At 55.7% G+C, this 25083-nt stretch carries 23 protein-coding genes and 1 pseudogene; 17 read left to right on the forward strand and 7 right to left on the reverse strand.

All coding sequences use genetic code 11. The features are described from left to right. The first annotated feature begins 150 nt into the window (after window positions 1–150). The 3 genes from ACFSO0_RS19460 (at window position 151) to mobA (ending at window position 2175) form a co-directional block, all read left to right on the forward strand. Entirely contained in the window at window positions 151–612 is a 462-nt protein-coding gene (locus tag ACFSO0_RS19460; RefSeq protein WP_376883317.1) for a hypothetical protein, read from the forward strand. A 201-nt stretch (window positions 613–813) separates the two neighbouring features. Next, entirely contained in the window at window positions 814–1254 is a 441-nt protein-coding gene (locus tag ACFSO0_RS19465) for a hypothetical protein (RefSeq protein ID WP_376883319.1), read from the forward strand. Between the two features lie 297 nt (window positions 1255–1551). Continuing rightward, window positions 1552–2175, forward strand: coding sequence for a molybdenum cofactor guanylyltransferase (gene mobA / locus ACFSO0_RS19470; RefSeq protein WP_376883321.1), 624 nt, complete (start codon window positions 1552–1554; stop codon window positions 2173–2175). Window positions 2176–2386: 211 nt separating this feature from the next. Here mobA and ACFSO0_RS19475 read toward each other — a convergent pair. Next, a pseudogene (locus tag ACFSO0_RS19475) lies at window positions 2387–2572 on the reverse strand (IS256 family transposase); the annotation flags it as partial. A 323-nt stretch (window positions 2573–2895) separates the two neighbouring features. On the opposite strand from ACFSO0_RS19475, the gene ACFSO0_RS19480 reads away from it, so the two are divergent. After that, a complete protein-coding gene (locus ACFSO0_RS19480; protein WP_376883323.1) occupies window positions 2896–3099 on the forward strand; it encodes a hypothetical protein in 204 nt (67 codons plus the stop codon). Between the two features lie 163 nt (window positions 3100–3262). Here the strand turns inward: ACFSO0_RS19480 and fdhD are convergent, their stop codons facing one another. Then, window positions 3263–4060: a formate dehydrogenase accessory sulfurtransferase FdhD gene (gene fdhD / locus ACFSO0_RS19485; protein WP_376883325.1), complete on the reverse strand. Its 798-nt coding sequence runs from the start codon at window positions 4058–4060 to the stop codon at window positions 3263–3265. Window positions 4061–4588: 528 nt separating this feature from the next. Here fdhD and ACFSO0_RS19490 point away from each other — a divergent pair. Genes ACFSO0_RS19490 through mobB form a run of 3 tightly spaced genes read left to right on the forward strand, consistent with a single transcriptional unit; the run spans window position 4589 to window position 8754 of the window. Then, window positions 4589–6937, forward strand: a complete 2349-nt coding sequence (locus ACFSO0_RS19490; RefSeq protein ID WP_376883327.1) for an FdhF/YdeP family oxidoreductase — start codon at window positions 4589–4591, stop codon at window positions 6935–6937. A 49-nt stretch (window positions 6938–6986) separates the two neighbouring features. Continuing rightward, window positions 6987–8240, forward strand: a complete 1254-nt coding sequence (locus ACFSO0_RS19495) for a molybdopterin molybdotransferase MoeA (protein WP_376883329.1) — start codon at window positions 6987–6989, stop codon at window positions 8238–8240. 4 nt (window positions 8241–8244) lie between these two features. Next, window positions 8245–8754 (forward strand): molybdopterin-guanine dinucleotide biosynthesis protein B, encoded by a 510-nt coding sequence (gene mobB / locus ACFSO0_RS19500; RefSeq protein WP_376883331.1) that lies wholly within the window; start codon window positions 8245–8247, stop codon window positions 8752–8754. A gap of 28 nt (window positions 8755–8782) precedes the next feature. Here mobB and ACFSO0_RS19505 read toward each other — a convergent pair whose 3' ends face one another. Next, window positions 8783–8965: a hypothetical protein gene (locus tag ACFSO0_RS19505; protein WP_376883333.1), complete on the reverse strand. Its 183-nt coding sequence runs from the start codon at window positions 8963–8965 to the stop codon at window positions 8783–8785. 90 nt (window positions 8966–9055) lie between these two features. After that, window positions 9056–9496: a LysE family translocator gene (locus tag ACFSO0_RS19510; protein ID WP_376883335.1), complete on the reverse strand. Its 441-nt coding sequence runs from the start codon at window positions 9494–9496 to the stop codon at window positions 9056–9058. A 274-nt stretch (window positions 9497–9770) separates the two neighbouring features. Here ACFSO0_RS19510 and hmpA point away from each other — a divergent pair, with 274 nt between their 5' ends. Further along, window positions 9771–10979 (forward strand): NO-inducible flavohemoprotein, encoded by a 1209-nt coding sequence (gene hmpA / locus ACFSO0_RS19515; protein ID WP_376883337.1) that lies wholly within the window; start codon window positions 9771–9773, stop codon window positions 10977–10979. A gap of 36 nt (window positions 10980–11015) precedes the next feature. Here the strand turns inward: hmpA and ACFSO0_RS19520 are convergent, their stop codons facing one another. Further along, window positions 11016–11528 (reverse strand): Crp/Fnr family transcriptional regulator, encoded by a 513-nt coding sequence (locus ACFSO0_RS19520; protein ID WP_376883339.1) that lies wholly within the window; start codon window positions 11526–11528, stop codon window positions 11016–11018. A 302-nt stretch (window positions 11529–11830) separates the two neighbouring features. Here ACFSO0_RS19520 and ACFSO0_RS19525 point away from each other — a divergent pair, with 302 nt between their 5' ends. The 3 genes from ACFSO0_RS19525 (at window position 11831) to ACFSO0_RS19535 (ending at window position 15908) form a co-directional block, all read left to right on the forward strand. Then, complete coding sequence (locus ACFSO0_RS19525; protein ID WP_376883340.1) at window positions 11831–12772, forward strand: MBL fold metallo-hydrolase; 942 nt, start codon at window positions 11831–11833, stop codon at window positions 12770–12772. A gap of 291 nt (window positions 12773–13063) precedes the next feature. Continuing rightward, window positions 13064–14854: a M3 family oligoendopeptidase gene (locus tag ACFSO0_RS19530; RefSeq protein WP_376883342.1), complete on the forward strand. Its 1791-nt coding sequence runs from the start codon at window positions 13064–13066 to the stop codon at window positions 14852–14854. A gap of 142 nt (window positions 14855–14996) precedes the next feature. After that, complete coding sequence (locus ACFSO0_RS19535; RefSeq protein WP_376883344.1) at window positions 14997–15908, forward strand: ADP-ribosylglycohydrolase family protein; 912 nt, start codon at window positions 14997–14999, stop codon at window positions 15906–15908. A gap of 157 nt (window positions 15909–16065) precedes the next feature. Here the strand turns inward: ACFSO0_RS19535 and dapA are convergent, their stop codons facing one another. Beyond that, window positions 16066–16956: a 4-hydroxy-tetrahydrodipicolinate synthase gene (dapA, locus tag ACFSO0_RS19540; RefSeq protein ID WP_376883346.1), complete on the reverse strand. Its 891-nt coding sequence runs from the start codon at window positions 16954–16956 to the stop codon at window positions 16066–16068. A 115-nt stretch (window positions 16957–17071) separates the two neighbouring features. On the opposite strand from dapA, the gene ACFSO0_RS19545 reads away from it, so the two are divergent. The 4 genes from ACFSO0_RS19545 (at window position 17072) to ACFSO0_RS19560 (ending at window position 22106) form a co-directional block, all read left to right on the forward strand. Then, window positions 17072–17941, forward strand: a complete 870-nt coding sequence (locus ACFSO0_RS19545; RefSeq protein ID WP_376883348.1) for a LysR family transcriptional regulator — start codon at window positions 17072–17074, stop codon at window positions 17939–17941. Window positions 17942–18155: 214 nt separating this feature from the next. Then, the gene (locus ACFSO0_RS19550) at window positions 18156–19070 is read left to right on the forward strand and encodes an ArsR/SmtB family transcription factor (protein ID WP_376883350.1); all 915 of its coding nucleotides are present in this window, start codon (window positions 18156–18158) and stop codon (window positions 19068–19070) included. A gap of 136 nt (window positions 19071–19206) precedes the next feature. Beyond that, window positions 19207–20427, forward strand: coding sequence for an MDR family MFS transporter (locus ACFSO0_RS19555; RefSeq protein WP_376883352.1), 1221 nt, complete (start codon window positions 19207–19209; stop codon window positions 20425–20427). Between the two features lie 224 nt (window positions 20428–20651). Then, complete coding sequence (locus tag ACFSO0_RS19560; RefSeq protein ID WP_376883354.1) at window positions 20652–22106, forward strand: hypothetical protein; 1455 nt, start codon at window positions 20652–20654, stop codon at window positions 22104–22106. On the opposite strand, the gene yyaC is transcribed toward ACFSO0_RS19560, so the two are convergent. Continuing rightward, on the reverse strand, window positions 22096–22692 hold the full coding sequence (gene yyaC / locus ACFSO0_RS19565) for a spore protease YyaC (protein ID WP_376883416.1): 597 nt from the start codon (window positions 22690–22692) through the stop codon (window positions 22096–22098). The genes ACFSO0_RS19560 and yyaC overlap by 11 nt on opposite strands. A gap of 140 nt (window positions 22693–22832) precedes the next feature. On the opposite strand from yyaC, the gene ACFSO0_RS19570 reads away from it, so the two are divergent. Both ACFSO0_RS19570 and ACFSO0_RS19575 read left to right on the forward strand, forming a co-directional pair. Further along, window positions 22833–23585, forward strand: a complete 753-nt coding sequence (locus ACFSO0_RS19570; RefSeq protein WP_376883356.1) for a creatininase family protein — start codon at window positions 22833–22835, stop codon at window positions 23583–23585. Then, on the forward strand, window positions 23563–24978 hold the full coding sequence (locus ACFSO0_RS19575) for a hypothetical protein (protein WP_376883358.1): 1416 nt from the start codon (window positions 23563–23565) through the stop codon (window positions 24976–24978). Before ACFSO0_RS19570 ends, ACFSO0_RS19575 begins: the two co-directional genes overlap by 23 nt. Window positions 24979–25083 lie beyond the last annotated feature (105 nt).

The following is a 25083-nucleotide window of genomic DNA, read 5'->3' on the forward strand; positions in this document are numbered from 1 at the left end:
ACTCGTTTGCACGGGAAAAGCAAAGCTTTTGCGCATTTGGCTGTAGGGATTTGCGGACAAATTCCTCGTTTTCAAGTTGTCGCGATTATATTATTATTGTGTGTAATCCACCATTTCTACATTAATGCGCAAAGGGGAAAAAATTACGCGATGTTTAATGAGCGGAAAGCATTGCAGATGACCTTGCAGTCCTTGCTGGAACAACGTCTGGCGCTGCGTCGGCAGTATGTGGACCAGGACAAACAGCTGGGAATGGACATCAAGCAGATTTTGAACCGAATCAGGGAGATGGATAGCCAGGAAGGAATAGTGGAGAGCCAGCAAGCTGAAGAATCGGCTGCTGCAGCGGAAGAGGTCCCTGCGGAATTAATGAGACGGATGAAAATAAGGAAGGCTCATATCCGCCATGACTACATACAGATCGCGAGGCATATCGAGGAGCTGCTGCGCGATAACATGAAACCGATGTCATTGGCGGAGCTTTGTGATGAGCTGAAGAATCGGCACAATGTGGAATTTGCCAGCCCGTATATCGGGGTGCAAAAGTCGCTGAAGTTTTTGCCGCAGGTGAAAGTCCAAAAGGATGGAAGAAAGCTGGTTTTTTCTCTATGAACATATATCAAGAGGGGGTGTCGCAAAAGTCGATTTTTTGACTTGGAGACGCCCCTTTTTCCGTAACTGCCTGCGGACCTTCGCCCAATGAATGGGAACGGACGAAAAATAGGGCGATTGTTAACGGACAAACATACAGACAACGCGAGCAGCTATGTCGTATGAATAGTATTGATTACAAGGCAGGAGGAGGTTGAATCCATGTTGATGTTCGATGACCGCGATGAGGAAGAGTACGAAGAAAACGACGAGGAAGAAGTAGAAGAAGACGAAGAAGAAGACGGCGACGAAGAAGAAGACGGCGACGAAGAAGAAGAAGGCGACGAAGAAGAAGAAGGCGACGAAGAAGAAGACGGCGACGAAGAAGAAGACGGCGACGAAGAAGAAGAAGGCGACGAAGAAGAAGACGGCGACGAAGAAGAAGAAGGCGACGAAGAAGAAGACAGCGACGAAGAAGAAGACAGCGACGAAGAAGAAGACAGCGACGAAGAAGAAGACAGCGACGAAGAAGAAGACAGCGACGAAGAAGAAGACAGCGACGAAGAAGAAGACAGCGACGAAGAAGAAGACGGCGACGAAGAAGAAGACGGCGACGAAGAAGAAGACGGCGACGAAGAAGACGACGATGACGACGACAATTAATTCGGTAAGTCTGGGCCCTAACGGGTGGCAGAAACATCTGAATAGAATCGACTGCACAAAGCCTGGGTTTCGACCCTGGCTTTTGTTGCTTTCACGCTGCATGGACTCCTTTACCATCATGCGCCCTCAGTTTATGCAGATGCCCGAGCAGTGGAATATAATATGTACTTGGATGGATGAAACGGTTTTGTGGAACTGTACGCTACATAAAGCAAAAGGGACCACTTGTCAAATGAGCGAAGCAACGAAGAAGTGTAAGGGAGATTGGAGTTTGCACGGTCGAGGAGGGAGGGAGCTATGCAAGAGCTAACGAGAAGAGCTGTCATTCTCGCAGGAGGCAGCAGCAGCAGGATGGGATCGCCAAAGGAGCTGTTGAAGTGGAGAGAGGGGACATTCCTCAGTGAGCTGGTCCGCGAAGCGGCTGCGGCGGGACTGGGCTGCCTGGTCGTTTCCAATGTGCCCGATCGGCTGTCAGAGATGAGGGAGGCGTGGCAGCTGGACGTCGAGGTGACCCCGGACCTTGTGCCGTCTGTCGGCCCTGTCAGCGGGATCGTGACGGCGTTTCGGGCGACGATCGAGGAGATATTGCTGGTCTTGTCCTGCGATCTTCCTTTTATGGACCGTGAGCAGATTGGCAAGCTGTGCCGTTTTGCGGAAGGCGTGACCGGCTGGGATGTCGTGGCAGCCAAGGTGCAGGGCAGACTCCAGCCGCTGTGCGCCCTCTATCATCGGCGGACGCAGCCGGTATGGGAAAAGGCTTTGCGGGAAGGGGAGTACCGGCTCATGCGCACACTGGACGAACTGCACGTACTGACCACGCCGGAAGGGCTGCTGGACGAGTGGGCGGTCTTCAATGCCAACACGCCGGAGCAGTACGAGCAGGCGCTCGCGAGGGAGAAAAGCGTGGGCGGGGGGAAGTGACGGATCATTAGTAAAAGCGGCAGATCAGTAGGAAAAGACGGGGCAACCTGCCAACTTCCTCTAAAGATTATGACTGGTCCCTGTCTGGTGGTTGTAGCCTATGTGGATGATCCCGGAATCAGTCCTCGTGTCGGCAGGCAAATGAGTCAGGCTATCAGTGTACGAGAGGGGTCTGTCCAGTATTTTGTGTAAACCCTTTTGGAATAAAAAACTAGCGTAAGTATTGACCGATCCGATCCGGGAAGAAAACGGAGAGCTGGAGGAGCATTTGCCCCCAGTTCTGCACTCGTCCCGTCCACTTCCTGGTGACGTCCATGGTAGCCAAATAGAGCATTTTGAGCAGGGCTTCATCGGTGGGGAAAATGCTCTTGCCCTTCGTCACCTTCCGGAGTTGCCTAACTCAAATTGGCAGTTCTGGTGTGGTGAACAGTGATCCCATATCGTTTTCACTCAACCATAATGAAATGAACCCCGATGGTACGAGTTTCGTCGTATATGCATTCGAACATGGCTGGGGACTGTTTCAGAAAGGGAAACGACTAGGTGAAACGGAGTATATATATACACGAAGAATCGCAGATAGATTTGTTATTTCCATTCATTTTCTCACGGACCAATCCTTAGTGGAGGATGATCTTGAACAGTTTGATGCCGTTCTATATAATCAAAACAAGGACATTTTTGATTCGTTTCATATGTTCTTGGAAGGAGAGGTTATAGATGGCGAATAGACGAGTTTTTGTTACCACTCGCGGTTCCCTAACTCACGGAACGATAAAGTGGGTGCCAAAACGCAGTGAATCAGTGATGAAAAAGAGTGTAAAATTTGTTGGGCCATCTGTCCTCTTGTCTGATGATGATATTATTCTGATTGCGTCTGGAAACGGAGAAGTGAAGTACGGGGTTCCGAGCTTTATAAAATAATGCATGGGAAGCGGATAAGATCCGCTTCCTTTTCGTTATACAATGAAGGATTCTGCTCAACGCAATACACGTTTCGTTCGAGCACTTGAAGATCTTTCTGATGATGAAGAATACATCCAATGCCGGATCAGAACTCCTGTCATCTACCCCGGCTGCCAGACGATCACCCGAGCGCAATCCGCTGTGCATGCGTATAGACGTTCATCCTGTCATTGCGGATAAAGCCGACTGCCGTGATGTTCAGCTCCTCGGCCAACTGCAGGGCGAGGTCGGTCGGCGCGGATTTGGAGAGGATGACGGAAGCGCCGATTTTGGCGGCCTTGAGCAGCACCTCCGAGGAGATGCGCCCGCTGAACACCAGCACCTTGTCTGCTGTGGCGATGCCCTCCAGCAGGCATTTTCCGTAAATTTTGTCGAGTGCGTTGTGCCGCCCGATGTCCGAATACTGGAGCAGGATCTGGTCCTGCGAGCAGAGCGCGGCGTTGTGCACGCCACCGGTCAGGCGGTGAATATCCGACGAAGCCTGCAGCTGCCGCATCAGGCGCATGCACTGCTTGGGCGTAATGGCAATCGTTCCTTTTGCGGGCTTTGCCGTACGGGCGTCGCTGAAAAAGTAAAACGACTGGCGGCTCTTCCCGCAGCAGGACGTGATCCGGCGTTTGGAATAAAAGCTTTGCGAGAGGACCGTTTTCTTGTGCAGGTCCACGTAGGCAAAGCCTTGCGCTTCGTCGATCGAGAGCTGTTTGACTTCTTCGCAGCTTTTGATGGCCCCTTCGGCTGCGAGAAAGCCGATGACCATCTCCTCAAGGTCGGCTGGCGTGCAGACGATTGTGGCGAATTCTTCGTCGCCTAGAAAGATCGTGAGCGGATACTCCGTGACGACTTCATCGTCTTCCCAGGCGTGCCGGTCGGCCGATATTTTCAGCACTGGCCTGCGAAGCGTCTTTGCGAGCTTGGACACGATGGCCTCCTTTCCCCTGGAACTCATACTGGCGGTCTTATGGTCAGGGAGCATGATGATTCAAGACAGCGTCCTGTCACCGTCTTTTCGCTTCCTCTTGCTGCTTAAAGCAGCGTTCCTTTTATCCCTCATCGTAAAGGAGGGGGGGAGCATGGAGCAACATGAAAAAACGCTAACCATCAAAAAACTGCAAGAAGAGGCGAAATGAAAAGAAAACTCTGTTGATTCGGCTGGTTGAACAATGGTAAAGTTTTAGTAGAGATACAAAATGAAATAAATGCGATTTTCCCGGATGAACAAGCTTGAAGCAGAAGTCAGCAAATAAACGAGCCGTGAGTCTAATCAGGGCAGCGATCCTGTTCACCAATCCGGACGCACGGGCTTCGCAATCACACACGCAGTTGAGACTCAGGTAGCGAACCTGCCTTTGACAACCACCGTGAACACGCTCTTATCCTCAGGACAAGGGACGGTTTATGGTGGTTTTTTCATAACAGGCAGAAGCGAAATGGGAGAGGAGCGATCGAGATGGGCAAGACCAAGCATAACGGACCGATCAAGCTGGATACGTCGTGGCAGCCTTCCATGTGGGCTTCCCTGATGCCGATGGGGCTGGGCAAAATCAAGCCGCACCACATCCGCGACACGCTCAAGGTCATGTACGACAACCGGGACAACCTGGGCTACGCTTACCGGATATTGACGCAAGGAGTATGCGACGGCTGTGCGCTGGGCGTATCCGGCCTGCACGACCAGACGCTGACGGGGCCGCACTTGTGCACGACACGCCTGAACGTGCTGCGCCTGAATACGATGCCTGCCATGGACCCGAAATGGCTGGAGGACGTGAGCGCCCTGCAAAAGCTGTCCAGCGTCGAGTTGCGCAAGCTGGGGCGAATTCCGTTCCCGATGTCCCGCAAGCCGGGAGAAAACAAGTTTACTCGCCTCACCTGGAATGAAGCGCTGAACCGCATCGCGAACAAGATCAAGGGCATCAGCCCGAAGCAGCTGGCCTTTTTCCTGACGGCCCGCGGCATTACGAACGAGGTGTACTACACAGCGGCGAAAATGGCCCGCTTTCTCGGCACGAACAATATTGATAACGCTTCCCGCATCTGCCACTCGCCGAGCAAGACCGCGCTGAAACGGACGCTCGGGATCGGCGCGTCCAGCTGCAACTACCAGGACTGGATCGGCACGGACGTCCTCGTATTCTGGGGCTCGGTCCCGGCCAACAACCAGCCCGTTTCGACGAAGTACATGTACGCGGCCAAGAAAGCAGGGACGAAAATCATCCTGATCAACCCGTACAAGGAACCGTCGATGGAAAAGTACTGGATTCCCTCGATCCCGGACAGCGCCCTGTTCGGCACCAGGATCGTGGACGACTTTTACCAGGTGAACATCGGCGGGGATATCGCCTTCATGAACGGCGTGATGAAGATCTGGTTCGAGATGGAGCAGGAAAACCCCGGCTCCGCCATCAATCACGTGTTTGTCAAGGAGCACGCCAACGGCTGCGAGAAGCTGAAAGAGCACGTCATGAGCCTGACGTGGGAGGAGATCGAAACATCTTCGGGGCTGGGCCGGGAGCGCATTCGGGAGTTCGCCGTGCTGCTCGCAGGCTCCAGCTCGGGCGTGTTTGTCTGGAGCATGGGCTTGACGCAGCACCGCTTCGGGACGGACAACATCTCGCAGGTCGCCAATCTGGCCGTTCTGCGCGGCTTCATCGGGCGCAAGCACTGCGGCGTGATGCCGATTCGCGGCCATTCCGGCGTACAAGGCTCCAGTGAGATGGGAGCGGACCCGTTCAGCCTGCCTGGCGGCGATTTTGAAGAAAAGACGTGGACGCGCATCGAAAAACTGTGGGGCTTCCCCATTCCGAAATGGCAGGGCGACATCGTCGGCGTGACGCTGGAAAATGCTCTGTTGCCGGACGGGCACGAGCGCAAGACACGGCTGTTTTATACAAGCGGCGGCAATTTTCTGGAGACGATGCCGGACCCCGACTTCATGCGCAAATGTCTGGAGAGCGTCGAGCTGCGCGTGCATCAGGACATCATTTTCAATACGTCCACGCTCGTAGATGCCAAGGAAGAAGTGATCGTGCTGCCGGCGATGACCCGCTACGAGCAGCCGGGCGGCGGGACGTCAACGAGCACGGAGCGGATGGTCTACTTCAGTGCCGAGATCGAGGGGCCGCGCATCGAGGAAGCGCGTGCGGAATGGCAGATTTACGTCGATCTCGCCGCCCGCGTCTATCCGGAGAAAAAGCATCTGATGCACTTTACCAGCGCTGAGGAGATTCGGGCGGAGATCGCAAAGGCCAATCCAAACTACGACGGCATCCAGCATCTGAAAAAGCGCGGGGACGTCTTCCAGTGGGGCGGAGCGTGGCTTTGCGAGGACGGTCATTTCCCAACGGAAGACGGCAGAGCCAATCTCATACCGATCGAGATTCCGAAACTGAACAAGCCCGAGGGCAACTTCTACGTGACGACCCGCCGAGGCAAGCAGTTCAACTCGATGATCTACAGCAGCAAGGACCCGTTTAACGATGCGGACCGCTACGACGTCCTGATCCACCCGGAGGATGCCCGCGAGCTGCGGATTGCAGAAGGAGAGGGCGTTGTCGTGTATAATAAGTACGGAACCTTCCAGGGGCGTGCCAAATTTGCGGAAACGAAGCGGGGCAACGTCCAGGTGTACTGGCCGGAAGGAAACGTCCTCATTCCCAAGGGCGTGTACGAAAAATACGCGGGGATTCCGGAGTACAATACGGCGGTCAAGATCGAAAAGGCCGACACGTTCAACGCGAATAAAGATATTAAGTATAAGGAAAAACATATTGAGGATTTGGAAGTAAACGTCGGTTAATCGGCACAAGTCAGCAGGAATGGTTGCCATGCCGGGGAGGAAACAGGAGATGCGCTTTTCGCGACAAATCATCACGGTGGAAGAAGCCTTGCACAGATTGCTGGAGCGTCTGGGCGCGCAAGGAGTGGAAGAGGTGCACATCGGGGAGGCGTACGGCCGCATATTGGCCGAGGACGTCCATGCGACAGAGGATTTGCCGCACTTCGACCGGTCGCCGTTGGACGGGTTTGCCGTGAGAGCCGTCGATACTGTTGCGGCGACGCCGGAGCAGCCGGTGCGGCTGCGAGTGGTCGAGACGATCGCCGCCGGGAATGTCCCGCAGGTCGCGCTGACAGCAGGCTGCGCGAGCCGGATCATGACGGGCGCGATGCTGCCGCCCGGGGCCGACGCCGTCATCATGTTCGAGCAAACAGAGAACCCTGCTGCCCTCTCAGATGAGGTAGGGATCAAGCGGGCGCTCCGCCCTGGGGAAAACGTCGCGCGCCGCGGAGAAGAAATCAGGCGGGGGGCAGTCATTGCGCAGGCGGGCGAGAAGATCAACGCGGGCACGCTGGCGGTCCTGGCGACGTTCGGCTGCACCCGCGTCTCTGTCGTCCGCAAACCGCGAGTGGGGCTGCTCTCAACCGGGATGGAGCTGCTGGACATGGAGCAGCCGCTGTCTCCCGGGAAAATTCGCAACAGCAACACGTTGATGCTGTCCGCTTTGATCGCCGAAGCGGGCGGCATTCCGCTTTTGTTCCCCTCATTGACGGACGAGCTGTCTTGCGCAAAAAAGAGGCTGACGGAGCATTTGCAGCAGGTGGATCTGCTGGTCACGAGCGGTGGCGTGTCGGTAGGGGACTTCGACGTGATGGCTGCGCTGACGGATGAGCCGGAAGCCGAACTGCTGTTCAACCGGATCGCGATGCGCCCCGGCAGCCCTACGACGAGCCTGCTTTTGTACGGCAAGCCGATCATCGCCTTGTCCGGCAACCCGGGGGCGTGCTTTCTCGGACACGAACTGTTCGTCCGGCCGGCGGTGGAAAAGCTGTCCGGCGTGCGCGAGCTGCAGCAGCGCAGGGTCATGGCCAAACTGGCGGTCAGCTATACGAAGCCTTGTCCGCATCCGCGTTACTTGCGCGGCCGGTTGGGGGAAGAAGGCGGCGTTCTGTACGCCTGGCCCGATTTCAATGAGAAAGCGGGCAATTTGGGAACGATCAAAGACAGCGAATGCTTTATCGTCATTCCCGCGGGCGGCAGCGGCAAGCAGGCTGGCGAGCTGGTGGAGGTGCTGACGCACGCGGCGCCGAGCTGGAGGAGGTAGTCAGATGAAGAAGCAACCATTTGTGATTCAATTCGTGGGCTATTCCGACAGCGGCAAAACGACGCTTTTGACCAAGCTGATTCCGCTCCTGGAGCAGTCCGGGCTGCGTGTCGGGGTGGTCAAGCACGACGGCAGCCACGATTTTGCAATCGACCAGCCAGGCAAAGACACGTGGCGATACCGGGAGGCGGGGGCTTCCTTCGTGGCGATTACCTCGCGGACGAAGACGGCCGTCATCGAGCAGCGCCCGACCCCGCTCCCGCAGTTGGTCGAGCGGCTGGCACAGGCAGGAGCGGACCTCGTTCTCGTGGAAGGATTCAAGCAGGAAGGCTACCCGAAGCTCGTCCTGCTGCGCCGCCCGCAAGATGCCGAACTGCTGGACAGCGTGACGAACATCATCGGGACGGTCGCATGTGAGCCGATCGCGCGGGACGAATGGCCCCGTTTTTCCGTCGACGACGCAGAGGCGATCGCGCAGTTCGTAAAACAACGGCTGTCGGAATCATCCGGATAAAGAAACAGATGACGGCAAGGAAAGAGCGCTACTCTTTGTGAACAGATCCGCTGCACAGCGGGTCTGTTTTTTTCGTCAGTACGTGCAGGACAAGCGGCTGTACGAAAAATCCGGGTCTGTGCAGCTTGTCAATTCCCTGACAAATGACAGCACCTATTTTGGCATGAGGAAATAACGACCAAAAGTCCTCTTCGATAATCAATTTCGGCATACTCTTTCTCTCCTTTTTCTTGCGTTTTACCTCGGCTCTGCCGTTTCGCTGTGTGTGTCACGACACAATCGTGTGCATCCCGCTCACGCTTTACGGCTTGGAGGGGCTGGCAAAGGCGGAAAATACCCCGAGAACAATATAAAAATAGCCTGTTATTCGATTCAGTACCTTTGCACGCGCGCTTCTGCCTGCAAGCCGCTCGCGGATGACGGCAGCCAGCAAGGCGTACAGACCGTCACTCATGAGAGCCATGACCAGAAAGAGCGCTCCAAGCAGCAAAAATTGCACGCTGACCGATGCGGCGGCAGGCGAGATGAATTGTGGAAAGAAGGCCAGAAAAAAGAGGGCGGTCTTTGGATTCATCACTTCGACGAGCGCCGATTCGCAGAAAATGGTTCCCAGCTTCTTGCGAGGAGGTTCCGGGACGTCGGCAGCCGTTCCGCCCTTTGCTGAAAACAAAGTCTTGCACCCCAGGTAGATCAGATAGGCAGCACCCACCATGACAAACAGCCAGATGGTCGTAAACTCCATCCACTCTCACTCCTTGTTATCGTTTTGCTTTTCTGGCAGATAGCCGTTTTCACGGTATGATATACGCTCCGGCTGGCATGGAAAAAGGGGCAGTTTTGAAAAAATGCAGAGGTCAGAGGGGGACGGTAGGCTTCGCGGAAGAAGCGCTGCAGAGCGAAACGTGCGTCACAAATCGTTTCGTTTTCCTGTGATTGAAATCACTGTGGCTGACATAAGTCTCCACTAAAATCTAGGTGTAGCCAATACCTGATTGATGTTGAGGGAGGATCTGCAAATGCTTAGTGCAAAGACTATTGAATTGATCAAATCGACCGTTCCTGTGCTGGAAGTGCACGGGGTTTCGATAACAAAACGATTCTATGAAAGAATGTTTTCCCAGCATCCCGAGCTGCTCCATATTTTTAACCATGCGAATCAAAAGCAGGGCAGACAGCAGACTGCTTTGGCCAATGCCGTATATGCGGCTGCCAAGTACATCGACAACCTGGGCGCGATTTTGCCGGTTGTCAAGCAAATCGCACACAAGCACCGCAGCCTTGGCGTCAAGCCGGAGCACTATCCGATCGTCGGCGAAAACCTGCTCGCTGCGATCAAGGACGTGCTGGGCGATGCGGCGACAGATGAAATTGTGGGAGCGTGGGCAGAAGCGTACGGCGTGATTGCGGATGTGTTTATCAGCGTGGAGGCGGAGATGTACGAGCAAGCTCGCGAGCAGGTCGGCGGCTGGGAAGACTTCCGTCCGTTCGTGGTGGAGAAAAAAGTGCAGGAGAGCGACGTCATTACTTCCTTTTATCTGGTGCCGCAGGACGGTCAACCGCTCTCAGCCTTTGAGCCAGGGCAATACATCAGCGTGAAAATAGACCTTCCGGGCGAGCGCTTTACCCATATCCGTCAGTACAGCCTGTCGGACGCGCCGGGCAAACCGTACTACCGCATTTCGGTGAAACGGGAAGACGCGCTGGCAGATAAACCGGCAGGGAAAGTATCAGTCTACTTGCACGAGCACGTAAAAGAAGGGGATGTGCTGCAGCTGTCCGCGCCAGCCGGTGACTTTACGCTGGATCAGTCGGATCGCCCCGTGGTTCTCATCAGCGGCGGGGTCGGCCTGACGCCGATGGTCAGCATGCTGCACACGCTGGCGGAGAAAACGAATCGCCAGGTGACCTTCATCCATGGCGCACAGGACGGGAACAGACACGCGTTGCGGAAAGAAGTGGAAAAAGTGGTCAGCGAGCATCCGAACGTATCCGCCCACTGGTGCTACTCGCAGCCAACCGAGCAGGATCGGGAAGCGGGAGCGTTTGACAAGGAAGGCTTTATCGATCTGGCGTGGCTGCAGAGCATCGTGCCTGTGAAAGAAGCCAGCTACTACTTCTGCGGCCCGGTGCCGTTCATGAGCGCGATCAAGCAGGCACTCACGAAATGGGGCATCCCTGCGGAAGACATTCACTATGAGTTTTTCGGCCCTGCCGGAAGCCTGTAAGAATACCAGGAAGAGAAAATGGATTGAGCCCGTTTTTTACTCGCGGGCTCTTTTTGTTTGTGCGCGCAGCAGCCGGTTGACGGTCTCCCTGCGCAGGCCGATGAGTTGTCCGATCTCGTCCTGGGTGAGCACCTCCGACAGCGAAGACACAGGGACAAATGACTGAAACCAGAGCTGGAGCTTGCGCAGCCGCTCTGCCGGCGACACCTCGGACAGCTGGTCGATCCGCTGCTGCATCATCCGCAGCTTGGACTGCAGCAGGAGGGCGACTTCCCGGCACTTGGCGTGATTGCTCTCCAGCTCCTGATACCAGCTGGCGGCGTCGATCACGTCGATCTCACAGGTGACGAGGGCGACGGCTGTGCCGTAGTAGTGATTCGGGCTGATGAGAGAGTGATGGGGAATGATTTCTCCAGGCACGATAATATTGACCAACGTAATGGCCCCGTCCGCATGCAACCGAATGATTTTCAACATGCCGCTTTTCAGATGGTAAAGAGGGCCGGATTCGCCTTGGCGAAACAGCGTCTCTCCTTTATGCAAGATCATGCGGGTCACCTCGTTGGAAAAAGGATAAAAGTAGGCCGTTCAGCGGCTGGCGGTCGCCGTCGCTGGTCAAGACACTTGTTCCTTCTATCATAAACAATATTGCGCAAGGAAGGAATTGCTGCCGCTTTTCTTCCCATGCAGCAGGGCGGCAGACCTTTGTGATCGAGCGGCTGGCTGAACCTCTGCAGGAAAATTCTCCCCAGTGCGAGACGACAGTTTTGCGGCAGCTTGGCGCTTGCGTCCCCCTGCTTGGCCTTTGCTATAATGATGGCATCAAATTGGACTGGAAAAAGGAGCCTTTTATGCTGATCACTTTCCTTACATGGATCGGGATTTTCGTCATCCTGCTGGTGGTGCTCCTGTTCAGCTACTTCGCGTACCGCTACCGGCAGCACATGGGCAATCTCCCCAAGCCGCCGTACCGCCACCTGGAGCACAAGCCGATCCCCGGCGAATGGTCCGATCATCAGGTGACGTTTACCTGGATCGGACATTCCACGATTCTGCTCAATGTGTTCGGGACGAAGATCATCACCGACCCCGTCCTTGTGGAAAAACTGGGAATCCGCATCGCGGGGATGCACTTCGGTCCTTCACGCTTTACGCCGCCCGCGCTCACCGCGGAGGAAGTCGGCGAGATCGACCTCGTCCTGCTCTCTCACGCGCATATGGATCACGTCGATTTGCCCACTCTGCGCAAGCTGGCGAAACGCTCCACGCATGTCATCACCGCAAAAAACACGAGTCGGCTGATTGCGGGCATGCCGTTCGGCTCGTACGAGGAATTGCAGCCCCATCAGCAGACGACGACAGCCGATGGCGTGAAAATTACCGCGATTCCGGTAAGGCACTGGGGGAACCGTTTCCCGTGGAATCACGACTACGGCTACAACGGCTACGTGATCGAGAAAAATGGCGTGCGCATTCTCTATCCCGGAGACACGGCCTACCTCTCGATGGAAAACATCAAGCAGGAGTTTGGCCCGATTGATCTGGTGTTTATGCCGATCGGAGCCTACAAGCCTGATTCTTATCAGCGCGCGCACTGTACGCCGGAGCAAGCCTGGCAAATGTTCAAGCAGACGGGCGGCAAGTGGCTGGTGCCCATTCACTGGAATACGTTCGTGCTGTCCCAGGAGCCGGTCGAGGAGCCGATGAAGCGGCTGTTGGCTGCGGCTGGAGCTGAACGCGACAGGATCGTGATGGATAAGCAAGGAATGACGTTCTCGCTGCCGCTGGCGTAACGAGTTTTTTGGAATCCAGCGATTGAGGCAGAGGATATATGCATAGAGAAAATGAAGGGAACGACAACCTCGTGTTTGGCGTGAGCGACTAGCTTTTGCGATGCCGGTGATCCACGCCGGCATTTTCGCGCGGACTGCCGGTGCCGCCAGCCTGCCATTTACACACAGAGGAGCAGGAGTTTTGGTGCGGTAATAGAAATTTATTGATCGATAGACTTATTGCCAAAAAAGCGCAAGCTACAGGAAGATCGGCAAAACAGGGCAAGGTAAAATGGTCAGGAGGGATTTGGGATGGAAAAGACATTGCCGCAGCGTTGGGACCTGGAAGTGCTGTTTCCGGGGGGAAGCGAATCGGCAGCGTTTCGCTCGTTTCTCGACGAACTGGAGCGCGACATCGCCGAACTGCAGGCGCAAGTAGGAAAAGCGGAGCTCGACTTGCAGGAGAAGCAGACGTTCGTGGAGGTAGTTTCCCGCGTGCAGGATATTGCTGTGCGGACGAAACAGGCCGGTGCGTTTATTTCGTGCCTGACCGCGCAAAACATGAAGGATGAAGCAGCCAAAAAGCTGGGAGGACGGGTAAAAAGCATTTCTGCAGCATTCGGCTCGGCGCTGACGCGTTGGGAAGAGCAACTGCTCAAGATCGATGCCGCACAGTGGGAGAAGCTGCTCGCAGATCCAGAGCTGTCGCCGATCGCCTTTCCTCTGAATGAGCGCCGCCGCCGCGCGCAGGAGAAGCTGCCGCCGGAGCAGGAAGTGCTCGCGAATGACCTGGCCGTCGATGGCTATCACGCCTGGCAAGACTTGTACAACGCCGTCGTTGGCCGCATGACGATCGAGGTGGAGCTGGATGGGGAGAAAAAGCTGCTGTCCGTTGGGCAGGCTTCCAATCTGCTGAGCCATCCGGACCGCGCCGTCCGCAAGCAGGTGTTTGAGAAGTGGCTGGAAGCGTGGGGGAACGAGACGGAGCTGTGCGCCCAGGCCCTCAACCACCTGGGCGGCTTCCGTCTGGCGCTGTACCGCCACCGCGGCTGGGATTCGGTGCTGCGCGAGCCGCTCGACATTGGCCGCATGCAGGAAAAAACGCTGGACGCCATGTGGCAGGCGATCAACAACCGCCGTGATCGGCTCGTCGCCTACCTGCAGCGCAAGGCGAAGCTGCTCGGCGTCGAGAAGCTGAGCTGGTACGACATTTCCGCGCCGGTGGGCAGCTCGCACAAAAAGGTACCGTACGACGAGGCGGCGGCCCTGATCGTAGACAACTTCAACCGCTTTAACCCGAAGATGGCGCAGTTCGCCCAGCAGGCTTTTGATCATGCGTGGATCGAGGCGGAGGACCGCCCCGGCAAACGTCCAGGCGGCTTCTGCACCAGCTTCCCGGTGAGCAAACAGTCCCGCGTCTTCATGACCTATGCGGGCAACGCGAGCAATGTGTCTACGCTCGCGCACGAGTTGGGCCACGCCTACCACCAGCAGGTCATGTGGGATCTGCCGCCGCTCGCGCAAAACTACGCCATGAACGTGGCGGAGACGGCATCCACTTTTGCCGAGATGATATTGGCGGATGCGGCCGTGAAAAACGCGGCGAGCGACGAGGAGCGACTGGTGCTGCTCGAAGACAAGCTGCAGTCGGTCGTTGCGTTCTTCATGAATATCCAGGCGCGTTTTTTGTTCGAGAAAAACTTCTACGAGCAGCGTAAAAACGGCCTGGTCAGCGCCGACGAGCTCGATCGCCTGATGACCGAGGCGCAGAAGGAAGCGTACGATGATGCCCTCGCCGAATACGAACCGCACTTTTGGGCGTCCAAGCTTCACTTCTACATCACGACGTATCCGTTCTACAATTTCCCGTACACGTTCGGCTACTTGTTCAGCCTGAGCGTCTACGCACGCGCCCTCGCGGAAGGCGAGAGCTTCGCCGCGAAGTACGACGCCCTTCTGCGCGATACCGGTCGCATGATGGTGGAAGACCTGGCCCAAACACATCTCGGCGAAGACATGACCACCGTCGAATTCTGGCAAGCCGCTGTAGACCTGGCCGTTGCAGACATTGATGAATTCCTGCGGCTGACCGAGGAAGCGTAAAGGTCTGGCGGGGGAAAACCTGGGAGCGTCAATAATCTGGCCGCTCGGGGAAAGACGAAAGCCTGTCACGGTTGTGTGACAGGCTTATCTATTCCCTACTGTTCTCGTAAACAAAATGGTCAGCAGGGAAAGGGGAAGGAAAATGATTAATCGATTTCAAGGAAGTCTGATTGGATTAGCCATTGGTGATGCAATTGGCACGACTGTTGAGTTTAAGAAGCCCGGCACATTTCCTAAGGTTACGGATATGGTTGGAGGTGGTGTATTCGACCTGCCAAAAGGTTGCTGGACGGATGATACTTCTATGGCGTTATGCTTGGCGGAAAGCCTCATTACAATGAAGGGATTTGACCCTGTCGATCAGATGGAACGGTATGTGAAATGGTATCGCAGCGGACATTTGAGTTCCATTGGCGAATGCTTTGACATTGGAAATGCAACTGCAGAAGCTCTTCAAAGGTTTGAAAAGACTGGTGAGCCTTTCTGTGGATCGGAAAATCCATTCTCTGCTGGAAATGGCTCAATCATGAGACTTGCCCCCGTCCCTCTCTATTTTTCGCACGACCTGTCAGAAGCCGCTAAATGGTCGGCAAGCAGTTCACGCACCACACATGCTGCCAGGGAGTGTGTGGACGCATGCAGGCTATTTGGCGTGATGATTGCAGCTGCGGCAAATGGGTTGGGCAAAGAGGAACTTTTACATCCGAACACATTTGATTTTTTGTGGGAAGAGGACCCGCTTACACCATCCATTGAAGCAATCTATAAGGGGACATATAAACGACTGCAACCGCCAGAAATACAAGGCAGCGGATATGTCGTTAAATCTTTGGAGGCAGCCTTATGGGCTTTTTATCATGGAAAAACGTTCGAAGAGGGGGTCTTGCTTGCGGTAAACCTTGGAGATGATGCGGATACAACAGGTGCAGTATATGGTCAATTAGCTGGAGCTCATTACGGCCTTGAATCTATTCCCTCGGACTGGGTGGAACTATTGGCGATGAAGGAACTGATTTTCGATTATGCCAAGCGGCTCCAACAATCGAAAAGCTGAAGCAGCATGAAAATGCCTGCAGTTTCGGTTTTGCGGGTGAGTGGAAAGAATCGAAATTCACTGTACCTAGTTCAGGTTTTGGAGAATCTGGCCAAAGGTTTCTCGGCAATCTGAAAGCCTGTCACGGATGTTTGACAGGCTTTTTTCGATTGTATGACTAGCGTGCAGCGTTGGCAAACAGCTCTTTCAGTTCCTGCTGCAGCCCTTCGCTGATCGGGCTCATCGGCAGGCGCAGCGTGTCGGAAGCCAGAATGCCTTGCTGTGTGAGCACCCATTTGATCGGCGCCGGATTCGATTCCTGGAACAGCTTCTGGATCAGCGGTACGAGAGTTGCGAACAGCTTTTCTGCCTCGTCAAACTGCCCTTGCGCCGCCAGTTCGTAAACTTGCACGAAGGTGCCGGTCCGGATCATCGAAGAAGCGAGAATGCCGCCTGTCGCGCCGTGCTTCAGCATGGACAGGAACAGGATGTCGTCACCGCACAGGACAGGCTTCGTGCCGCTTTGAACAAGCTCGTGCAAAAGATCGAGGCTGCCGGTGCTGTCCTTGATGCCGATCACGCGGTCCAAATCCAGGATGCGCTTGATCGTGTCAGCAGCCAGGCGAAGGCCGGTGCGATGGGGAATTTCGTACGCAATGACCGGCACGCCCACTTCGGAAACGCGGCGGTAATGCTCGATGACCCCTGCTAGCGGCGGACGGTTGTAGTACGGCGTAACGATGAGAACGCCGTCTGCGCCCAGCTCTCCAGCCAGCTCAGTCCGCTTCACGGTGGATGCCGTGCTGTTGGTGCCTGTGCCGATGATGACCGGAAGCTGTTTGCCGCTCTTTGCCACGACGTCCTTCGTCACCTGAAAGAGCTGTGCGACCTCATCCCAGGTTACGGTCGGAGATTCTCCTGTCGTTCCGTTGACGATCAGGCCGTGAATGTTGTGGCGCAAAAGCTCTTCGACATGTTTTTCGTACGATGCCAGATCGAGCTCTTCATTTGGCTGAAACGGGGTGATAACAGGCGCGTAAATTCCGCGCAGATCGCTTGCTTGCAGCATGGTGCAATTCCTCCCACTATTCTCGATATTTGTACTTTATCATGGCAGGCGCTATCAGTGTTATCTATAATAAGTGATGAGTAATATCAATAATTTTGAAGTGGTGAAAAATAAAATGGATCTCACCTATTTCCAGACGTTTCGGGAGGTTGCGTACCATCAGAGCTTTACCAAAGCGGCGAGCGAGCTGGGGTATGCGCAGTCCAGCGTGACGATGCAGATCCAGAAGCTGGAGCAGTCCTACGGCGTCAAGCTGTTTGAGCGCTCCGGCAAGAGCCTGCGCCTCACCTCTGCGGGAGAAGAGCTGCTGAAGATCGCAGTGCAGATGCTGAATCTGTACCAGCAGTCAAAGGAGACGCTGACGCTCCAGGGCGGAGGGACGCTGACGATCGGCACCATCGATTCCCTGGCTTCCTATTTTCTCCCGGCACACATCCAGCATCTGCGCCAAAAGTATCCGACCTTGACGATCAGGCTGCAACCGGACCGGGAGACAGCGATTGTCGAGAAGGTCAAGGAAGGGGAATACGACATCGGTCTTCTCCTGGAAAGCAAGCCGTCCGATCTGTCTCTCGAATGGGTCAATATACGCGAAGAGCCTTTAGTCGTGCTGGCGAGCCCCAGCCATCCTCTCTCCCGGCTGGAGACGATCACTCTCGACGACCTGAGCGATCAGGAGTGGATCATGACGGAGGCGAGCTGCAACTATCGGATCATGCTGGAGCGGGTGTTGCAGGAGCGTAAAATCCCGTACCGGGTCGGCCTGGAGCTGGGCAATCCCGAGGCAATCAAACGCTGCCTGATCGCAGGCTCCGGCATTGCGCTGCTGCCGCGCATGGCGGCGCAAGAGGAAATCGGGCGCGGGGAGCTGTCCGCGCTGCCTTTTACCCATCCCGACATCCGGCTCGATCTGCAGATGGTCATTCGCCCGAAAAAATGGATGTCCCATTCCCTGCAAGATTTTATCCAGCTGCTGCACGAATAAGGCGGCACACGAGCGCAGGCCAGTCAGACATATCGCGTGTCTGGCTGGCATTTTTCTGTCCAGCTTCGATTGTGCGTCTCGAACCCTGCAAGCAACAGCAACGTCCGCGCTTTTTCAGAAGGAAAGGAAGCAAATGGCGATTCGGCACTGTACGAAAGCAAGCGGGCGTGGTAAGATGATAAAAAACTTGTTCGATGGTGATCGAATGGATAAAATGTATTCAATAAAAATAGAATGGTATGCCACTTATGAATGTGTGATCAGCCTGTATGCGTATCTTCACGAGAAGGAGCAGAAATACGCCCGGCTCGGGACCGCGTGGAAAAAGGAGACGGCGCTGATGCTGCCGGCGGCGTTCGCCAAGGAGCTGGAGGACGAACGGTGGGAAGTGCTGCATCGCCTGGTACTATTGATCGCCCAGTCTCCGGCGAAAGAATCGGTAGAGGGCTTTCTCGCCTGGCTGGAGCAGATTCCGGCCGGCGAAATTTACGAGCGTCTGGCTCCGTGGGTCGATACCATCCCGTTGAATCTGGGGGAGCTCCGCGACCACAGCCTGTCTTTGCTGGCGCGCTGGAACGAGCATTACTTTGCGAAGCTGGACCCCGCTTTACTGGAGCGGCTGCAAAAAAGCGCGGATGAGCTGGCGGGGAAAGCCGCCGACGTTTCGCCGCCGGAGCTGGTGGATGAGGCGACACAGGGCATCTGGATCGAGCCGATGGCGGATTTGCAGCAGGTCGTGCTCATCCCCCAATACCACTGCGCCCCGGCGTCCGTGCTCGATTTCCATCGCGGGCTGGCGACCTGCCTGTACCCGGTAGCAGATGCGGATCGCAGGCAGGCCGATCCGTTGCTGGCACTGCTGCCCGTCACCCAGTGCCTTGCGGATGAGAAGCGCCTGCTGCTGCTGCAGTATTTGGCGCAAAAGCCTGGCACGTTGACCGAGCTGCAGCAGCATGTCGGCCTGGCGAAAAGCACCGTGCATCACCACATCACGGCGCTGCGCCGGGCGGGCCTGATCCGTGCCCATTACGCGGGAAGCACGGCGATTTCCGCATACAGCCTGCGCGAATCGGGGATCGAGCGGCTGCCGACGCTGCTGCGGGAGTTCTTGCACGAATCCCGGAAGTGAACTCTGCGGCAGGCGCTGCGTGTACGAAAGAAGATTCGACCCTGGAGCGTGGGCCTTTTTCGGCACACGTGACGGCGCTGCATGGTGGTGGATGGACCACATGCCGCGGCGACAAGAGGAACGGAGGACACAAACAGTGAATCATTTGAGGCAATATTGGCAATCGTACCACCCGATCGTCCACCTGCTGCTGGCGGGGACGATGTTTGTCATGCTCACGCAGATGATGAGCATGCCGTTTTTGGCGATCTATTTGAGCGAGACGACGACGCTCGGTCACGCAGCCATCGGGGTGATCGTCGGGGCAGGGCCGCTGGCTGGCACAGTCGGCGGATTTTTCGGCGGGGTGCTCTCCGATCTGTTCGGCAGGCGCAATCTGCTGTTTTTGTCGATGCTGGTCATGGGCGCTTGCTTTGTCATCTTTGTCCTGGTCAGCCATCCGCTCGCCCTGCTCGCGATCAGTCTCGTCAAAGGTCTGGCCGGTTCCGTCTTCGGCACGGTCTCCAAAGCGATGATGGGCGACCTGACCCCCGAAGAGAAACGGTTTCGCGTCTTCTCCAACCGCTACCTTGCGATCAATTTCGGCGTAGCGATCGGGCCGGTGCTCGGAGCATTTCTCGGCATTGCCGGGAGCAGGACGGCATTCCTCCTGACTGGTGGCTCCTACGTGCTGTTCGTCGCGGTTCTTGCTGCAGCATGTTATAAGTACATGGCCGGAGACGACCGGTCGCAGCCGGGAGCGGAAAAGCCGAACCTCAGGCAAATGTGGGAGGTTCTCCGCCGGGATACGGCCCTGCTGTCGTTCGTGGTAGGGGGAATCATGCTCGTCACGGTACACGGACAAATGTCTGTCCCCCTGTCCCAGTATTTGCGGGAGCATGTGGCGGATGGAGTGGCGCTGTTCGGCGTGATGATGAGCACAAACGGCTTTATTGTCCTGCTGATGCAAATTCCGCTGACCCGCCTGGCCGAGCGCTATTCCCTGTTTGCGCGGATCGCAGCAGGGGCCTTGCTGATGGCAGCGGGCGAGATCGGGTTTGCCCTGATGACAGGGTGGAGCTGGCTGGTGGCCGCCATGATCGTCTTCACGATGGGAGAGATCCTGATTATCCCGGCGGAATACGCGCAGATCGACCAAATCAGTCCGGCCCACATGCGGGGGACGTATTACGGAGCACAGAGCGTCAGCGAGCTGGGCAGCTTTCTCGGACCTTGGATGGGGGGCATGCTCCTGTCGGCTTACGGCGGGACGGTGATGTTCCTCGTGATGGCAACCATTGCAATCGGGAGTCTGGTGTTCTATGGAGCGGGACAGGTGATCGTCAGAAAACGGAGTATGTATACCGTATACAAATGAACCCTTTTTTTACCAGAAAAAAAGAAAGGAAGCGGCAAGCGAAAGCGAGGGGAAATCAGGAAAATAGCGGACTTCAGCGATGATGGGACAATGGGATCTGACGAACAAAAAAATATTTTCTGAAAATTTTTGTATACAAAAAGCCAAAACCCTGTTTTTTGCGTAAATAGTGTGCTACAATTTTTTTGGGACGGACCCAAATTGATGGAGCAGGGGGGAAGCTAATGATCACTTTGTCTCACGTGGTGTACGCAATTGTAACAGTCTCAATCATTATTGTCATGTTGCTTCGGCGCGGTGTTGTCATTCCTTCATTAATCGGCACCTTTTTGGTTGGCTGGATTTTCAAAGGGAGTGTGATCAGCGGGTTTCAGGCCGTCTACAACGCAAACCTGACGGCAGCCAAGGAGCTGTTCACGATCTTTCTGATCATTACTTTCATGGTGGCGCTGCTGGCGTCCTTGCGCGATATTGGCGCGGATCGCCGGATGATTCGTCCCATCCAGAAGCTGATGATCAACGGACACGTGGCTTTCTTTGTATTGGCCGTCGTGACGTATGTGATCTCCCTGTTTTTCTGGCCGACTCCTGCCGTTCCGCTCATCGGGGCCTTGCTGTTTCCGGCAGCGATCCGGGTCGGACTCCCACCGATGGCGGCAGCCATGGCCGTCGCGCTGGCAGGCCAAGGTATGGCGCTGTCGTCCGACTACATCATGCAAGTAGCGCCGATGCTCAGCGCAAAGGGCGCCGGAGTATCGACCGCAAGCGTCGCAGACAAGGCGATGGTGCTTTCGCTCATCACCGGCGTAGTTTCGATTGCAACTGCGTACCTGATGCATCGCAAGGCTATTCGCAAGGAGTCCGTGACACCCCTTGTCCAGCATGATTTCGGGAATGCTCGTCCTGTAGAAGAATCGCCAGAGTATGCGCAAGCGGCGGCGGCTGTAGAGACGCTTCCGGCGAATATTCTGAAATGGTCGAAGATTTTTTCTGTTCTGGTGCCACTGTCGATGCTGGCTGTCATGGTTGTCATGGCTGCGAGCAAATTCGGCGGGACGAGCATGGGGGGCTTCGAGGGAGGAGACGGTGCAGCGTTCATCGGGGGTGTGGCCGTGATCTTGCTCATCCTGTCCTGTACAGTATTCTCCAAGATTGGCGCCTTGGACAAGATCAGTGACCATCTGACGGAAGGCTTTGTGTTTGCTTTCAAAGCAATGGGGCCGGTCATTCCGATTGCAGGGTTCTTCTTCCTGGGGAACGCGGATTTCTCGAAAAGCATTTTGTCGCTGGGCGAAAACATTCCTGCTCCCGCCATTTTGTACGATTTGGTCATGTCTGTGCAGTACGCGATTCCGGCCAACGGTTTCCTGACATCGTTCGGCATCCTGGCGATCGGAATCATCGCGGGCCTGGAAGGGTCCGGTTTCTCGGGACTGCCGCTGACAGGCTCGCTGTCCGGAGCGCTGGGGCCAACCGTAGGAATCGATCCGTCGACGCTGGCGGCCATCGGGCAAATGGGCTCCGTATGGTCCGGCGGCGGCACGCTGATCGCATGGTCCTCTCTGGTAGCAGTAGCCGGCTTTGCCGGTGTCCCGGTCATTGAGTTGGCCCGCAAAAACTTTATTCCTGTCGTCCTGGGGCTGGTGATCGCCACAGTCGCAGCACTCTTTATCTGGTAGCCTGCGAACTGTTGTCCCCGGGCAGTTCTGCCGCCTGAAGCTGCGAGGAAATTTGCTGAACGGCTCGCGTCAGAATTCGGCTGACGACGCCGGACATTTCCTGCACAAAGGTGAGGCTGGTATGTTCCAGCACTTTGTGGTTGAGCGCACCGTAGTTGTTAATGATTCCTTTGATGTGAATGTGGCCGATGGGGGGCAGCTTTTTGTCCAGGCTGACTCCCGGCTGCAACGGTTCTTCCACGACCTGGAGCGTGCCTATTTTGTAAAACTGCCCGAGACAAGCATCGACGGCGATTACATAGGCACGCCCATGTTTTTGGGAGATATGGGCGATCGTCTTGTGTATGTTCAGGGCGTGGACGGGATTGTCCAGCGTGCCGTATACATGGATGTGACGCTGCCCTTTCATTCCCGCGAGCAACTGGCTGCCGACCATCGGCCCCAAAGAATCACCGGAGTAGCGGTTCGTGCCGATGCAGACTACTACGATTTCGGTATACACGGGATTGCTTGCGTAATGCTGGATAATTGCATCCGACAAATATGCCACCGAATTTTTGTCCAGGTAGTGGCTGTAATGCAACATGCATCTCACCTGCTTTCTTCCTGTTTATTTATTGTAAACCAAGGTGGCTGAATCGATAAATACGCAAAGGTTACAAGTATATGGCAATTTTATTACGTATTTATGGCATACAATATACAAAAAGAGAGGTGCGCTGAGAAATGTCTACTGCTAATGCTTATCTATTGACACAAATGACCTGGCCCGAAGTAAAAGAGGCGCTGCCTTCTGTGAAAATTGCCATCATACCGCTGGGCGCGCATGAGCAGCACGGCCCCCATATGGTGGAGAGCTGCGATGCCGTTCTGGCGGAAGAGATGGGCAAGCGGCTGGCGGAAAAGCTGTATCCGCAAGCGATCATGACGCCTGTGATCAACATGGGCGTGTCGCCGCACCATATGCATTTTCCCGGGACGATCTCGCTGGAGCCGACCACGCTGATCGCGATCCTGCGGGACATGATCAAGTCGCTGAAACAGCACGGCATCGAGCAGTTTCTCATCCTGAATTCCCACGGAGGCAACCAGGCGACGCTGGGTTTGGCGACAGAAATGCTCACCCGCGAGCTGGACGTCCGCATCTACTACGCCAAGACGACGGCATCTGCCAAAGACGTCATGGACCGCAGGCTGGAATCGAAGCTGTACGGACACAGCTGCGACCGCGAAGTGTCGGAAGCGCTGTACCTTGCTCCTCATCTCGTGCGCGAGGATCGGCTGGAGGCCGCCGATTACCAGGAGGGGCGGTGGCGGAGGCTCCGTCCGGGCAATCCGCTCCAAGGCTTCTATTATTATGAAGAAATGACTCGCAACGGCTGCATTGGGGACGCGACAAAGGCAAGCTATGAAATCGGACAGGAAATCGTGGAGACCGCTCTGGAGCGACTGGCTCATGCTGTCAAAGAACTTTGGTAGCGCACAGCCGTGCGTCTTTTTGGCTGCGATTGCCGCTTACCTGCTCTTTGCCTTTTATCCGTCCGAACTGCTGCACTGGGTCATTTCGCTCCTGAGCATCGTGATTGTGATCGTCGTGTTTCGCACCGTTCCCCGCTTCGTCCAGGGACTTAGCGCCCTGTTTTTGCTCGTCGGCATCAGCCTGCTGCTCGCAAGCGGCGCTGCGTGGCCGATGTTTGTGACGGGCTTTGGCAACATGCTTAATATTCTCAGCCTGTTCGCGCTGATCCCTTTGATCGCTTTGCCGATTGAGCTGGGGAACTACGCAGTCAGAATCCAGCAGATGATTTCGCGCCGCATCAAGGGTTCGGGCTGGCTCTACACCATGACGGCGGGACTGTCGTACATTTTGAGCTCATTCATGAATATCGCGACGCTGCCGATGGTGTATCAGACGATCCGCCCTTCGCTGGAGCTGTTTCCCATCGAGCAAAAGGAGCGCTTCATCAGCCGGGCGATTACACACGGCTACAGCATGCCGATCGTCTGGACGCCAGTCGCCCCGATCGTAGGCATCATCGTGGAGATGACAGGGGTGCAGTGGAGCGCCATTTTGCCGATCATGGTTCCCTTTAGCATCCTTGGGCTCGTCCTGGACGCCGTGATGGGGCAGTGGATCGCGAGGCGGCGGCTGAAGCAGCTGGACCCGGCAGCCGTGGATGAACTGGCGGCAGCAAGGCAAGGCGATGAGCGCCCTGTCCAGGACCGCCCAGCCAGCCATCCCGTGCATATTTTGGCGGCAATTCTCGTGTTTACGTGCCTGATCGCGCTGCTCGAGACGTATACGCATTACAGCTTTCTGCTGCTCGTCTCGGTTGCCGTTGTGCCGTTCGCCCTCGCCTGGTCGCTTTTGATCGGCGCGGGACGCCAGTTTGTGCGGCGGGGCGTGGCGATGTTGCCTGTGCAGCTTTTGAAGATGAAGGAGCAATTCATCGTGTTTTTGAGCGCCGGTTTCATGATTTCCGCGATCCAGACTTCCGGGGCAGGGCATGTCATCAATGCATGGATCATGGCGGGAAAACAGGTGATCGGGGCTGATCTGTTTCTGATTTTGATCCCGCTGATCCCGCTGGGGCTTGCCTTCATCGGACTGCATCCGGCGGTCGGCCTGGCGCTGACGGCGGAATCGCTCAATCCGCAAGCTATGGGGATCTCTCCGGAGCTGACGGCGATTGCGATGCTGACGGGAGCAGCCACCGCGTTTTTGATGGGGCCCTACAATGCCACGGCGGGGATGATGGCCCATTTGACCAGGCAGAGCCCCATCCGCATTTCCAACTGGAATGCGCCTTTTACGCTGGCCTATCTGATGATGGCAATGATCTTGCTAATTATTCTGAAAAAAGTGTATTGACAGACGAGCCTATGTGAGCAATAATGAGTTCATACGATTTTGGTATACAATATACAAAGTACAAGAGAACGTGCTTACCCAAACCTTTAACAATTGAGAGGAGTG

Source organism: Brevibacillus sp. GCM10020057, assembly GCF_042683565.1.
In the GTDB taxonomy this organism is placed as follows: Bacteria; Bacillota; Bacilli; order Brevibacillales; family Brevibacillaceae; genus Brevibacillus.

Bases quoted from the DNA above. Each gene is read 5' to 3' on its own strand.
- ACFSO0_RS19535 (WP_376883344.1), top strand. From the start codon at position 14,997: ATGATTAATCGATTTCAAGGAAGTCTGATTGGATTAGCCATTGGTGAT.
- ACFSO0_RS19545 (WP_376883348.1), top strand. From the start codon at position 17,072: ATGGATCTCACCTATTTCCAGACGTTTCGGGAGGTTGCGTACCATCAG.
- yyaC (WP_376883416.1), bottom strand. From the start codon at position 22,692: ATGTTGCATTACAGCCACTACCTGGACAAAAATTCGGTGGCATATTTG.
- ACFSO0_RS19510 (WP_376883335.1), bottom strand. From the start codon at position 9,496: ATGGAGTTTACGACCATCTGGCTGTTTGTCATGGTGGGTGCTGCCTAT.
- ACFSO0_RS19520 (WP_376883339.1), bottom strand. From the start codon at position 11,528: ATGATCTTGCATAAAGGAGAGACGCTGTTTCGCCAAGGCGAATCCGGC.
- mobA (WP_376883321.1), top strand. From the start codon at position 1,552: ATGCAAGAGCTAACGAGAAGAGCTGTCATTCTCGCAGGAGGCAGCAGC.
- ACFSO0_RS19495 (WP_376883329.1), top strand. From the start codon at position 6,987: ATGCGCTTTTCGCGACAAATCATCACGGTGGAAGAAGCCTTGCACAGA.
- ACFSO0_RS19530 (WP_376883342.1), top strand. From the start codon at position 13,064: ATGGAAAAGACATTGCCGCAGCGTTGGGACCTGGAAGTGCTGTTTCCG.
- ACFSO0_RS19460 (WP_376883317.1), top strand. From the start codon at position 151: ATGTTTAATGAGCGGAAAGCATTGCAGATGACCTTGCAGTCCTTGCTG.
- ACFSO0_RS19550 (WP_376883350.1), top strand. From the start codon at position 18,156: ATGTATTCAATAAAAATAGAATGGTATGCCACTTATGAATGTGTGATC.
- ACFSO0_RS19525 (WP_376883340.1), top strand. From the start codon at position 11,831: ATGCTGATCACTTTCCTTACATGGATCGGGATTTTCGTCATCCTGCTG.
- ACFSO0_RS19575 (WP_376883358.1), top strand. From the start codon at position 23,563: ATGCTGTCAAAGAACTTTGGTAGCGCACAGCCGTGCGTCTTTTTGGCT.
- ACFSO0_RS19570 (WP_376883356.1), top strand. From the start codon at position 22,833: ATGTCTACTGCTAATGCTTATCTATTGACACAAATGACCTGGCCCGAA.
- ACFSO0_RS19465 (WP_376883319.1), top strand. From the start codon at position 814: ATGTTGATGTTCGATGACCGCGATGAGGAAGAGTACGAAGAAAACGAC.
- ACFSO0_RS19490 (WP_376883327.1), top strand. From the start codon at position 4,589: ATGGGCAAGACCAAGCATAACGGACCGATCAAGCTGGATACGTCGTGG.
- ACFSO0_RS19480 (WP_376883323.1), top strand. From the start codon at position 2,896: ATGGCGAATAGACGAGTTTTTGTTACCACTCGCGGTTCCCTAACTCAC.
- hmpA (WP_376883337.1), top strand. From the start codon at position 9,771: ATGCTTAGTGCAAAGACTATTGAATTGATCAAATCGACCGTTCCTGTG.
- mobB (WP_376883331.1), top strand. From the start codon at position 8,245: ATGAAGAAGCAACCATTTGTGATTCAATTCGTGGGCTATTCCGACAGC.
- ACFSO0_RS19560 (WP_376883354.1), top strand. From the start codon at position 20,652: ATGATCACTTTGTCTCACGTGGTGTACGCAATTGTAACAGTCTCAATC.
- dapA (WP_376883346.1), bottom strand. From the start codon at position 16,956: ATGCTGCAAGCAAGCGATCTGCGCGGAATTTACGCGCCTGTTATCACC.
- ACFSO0_RS19505 (WP_376883333.1), bottom strand. From the start codon at position 8,965: ATGCCGAAATTGATTATCGAAGAGGACTTTTGGTCGTTATTTCCTCAT.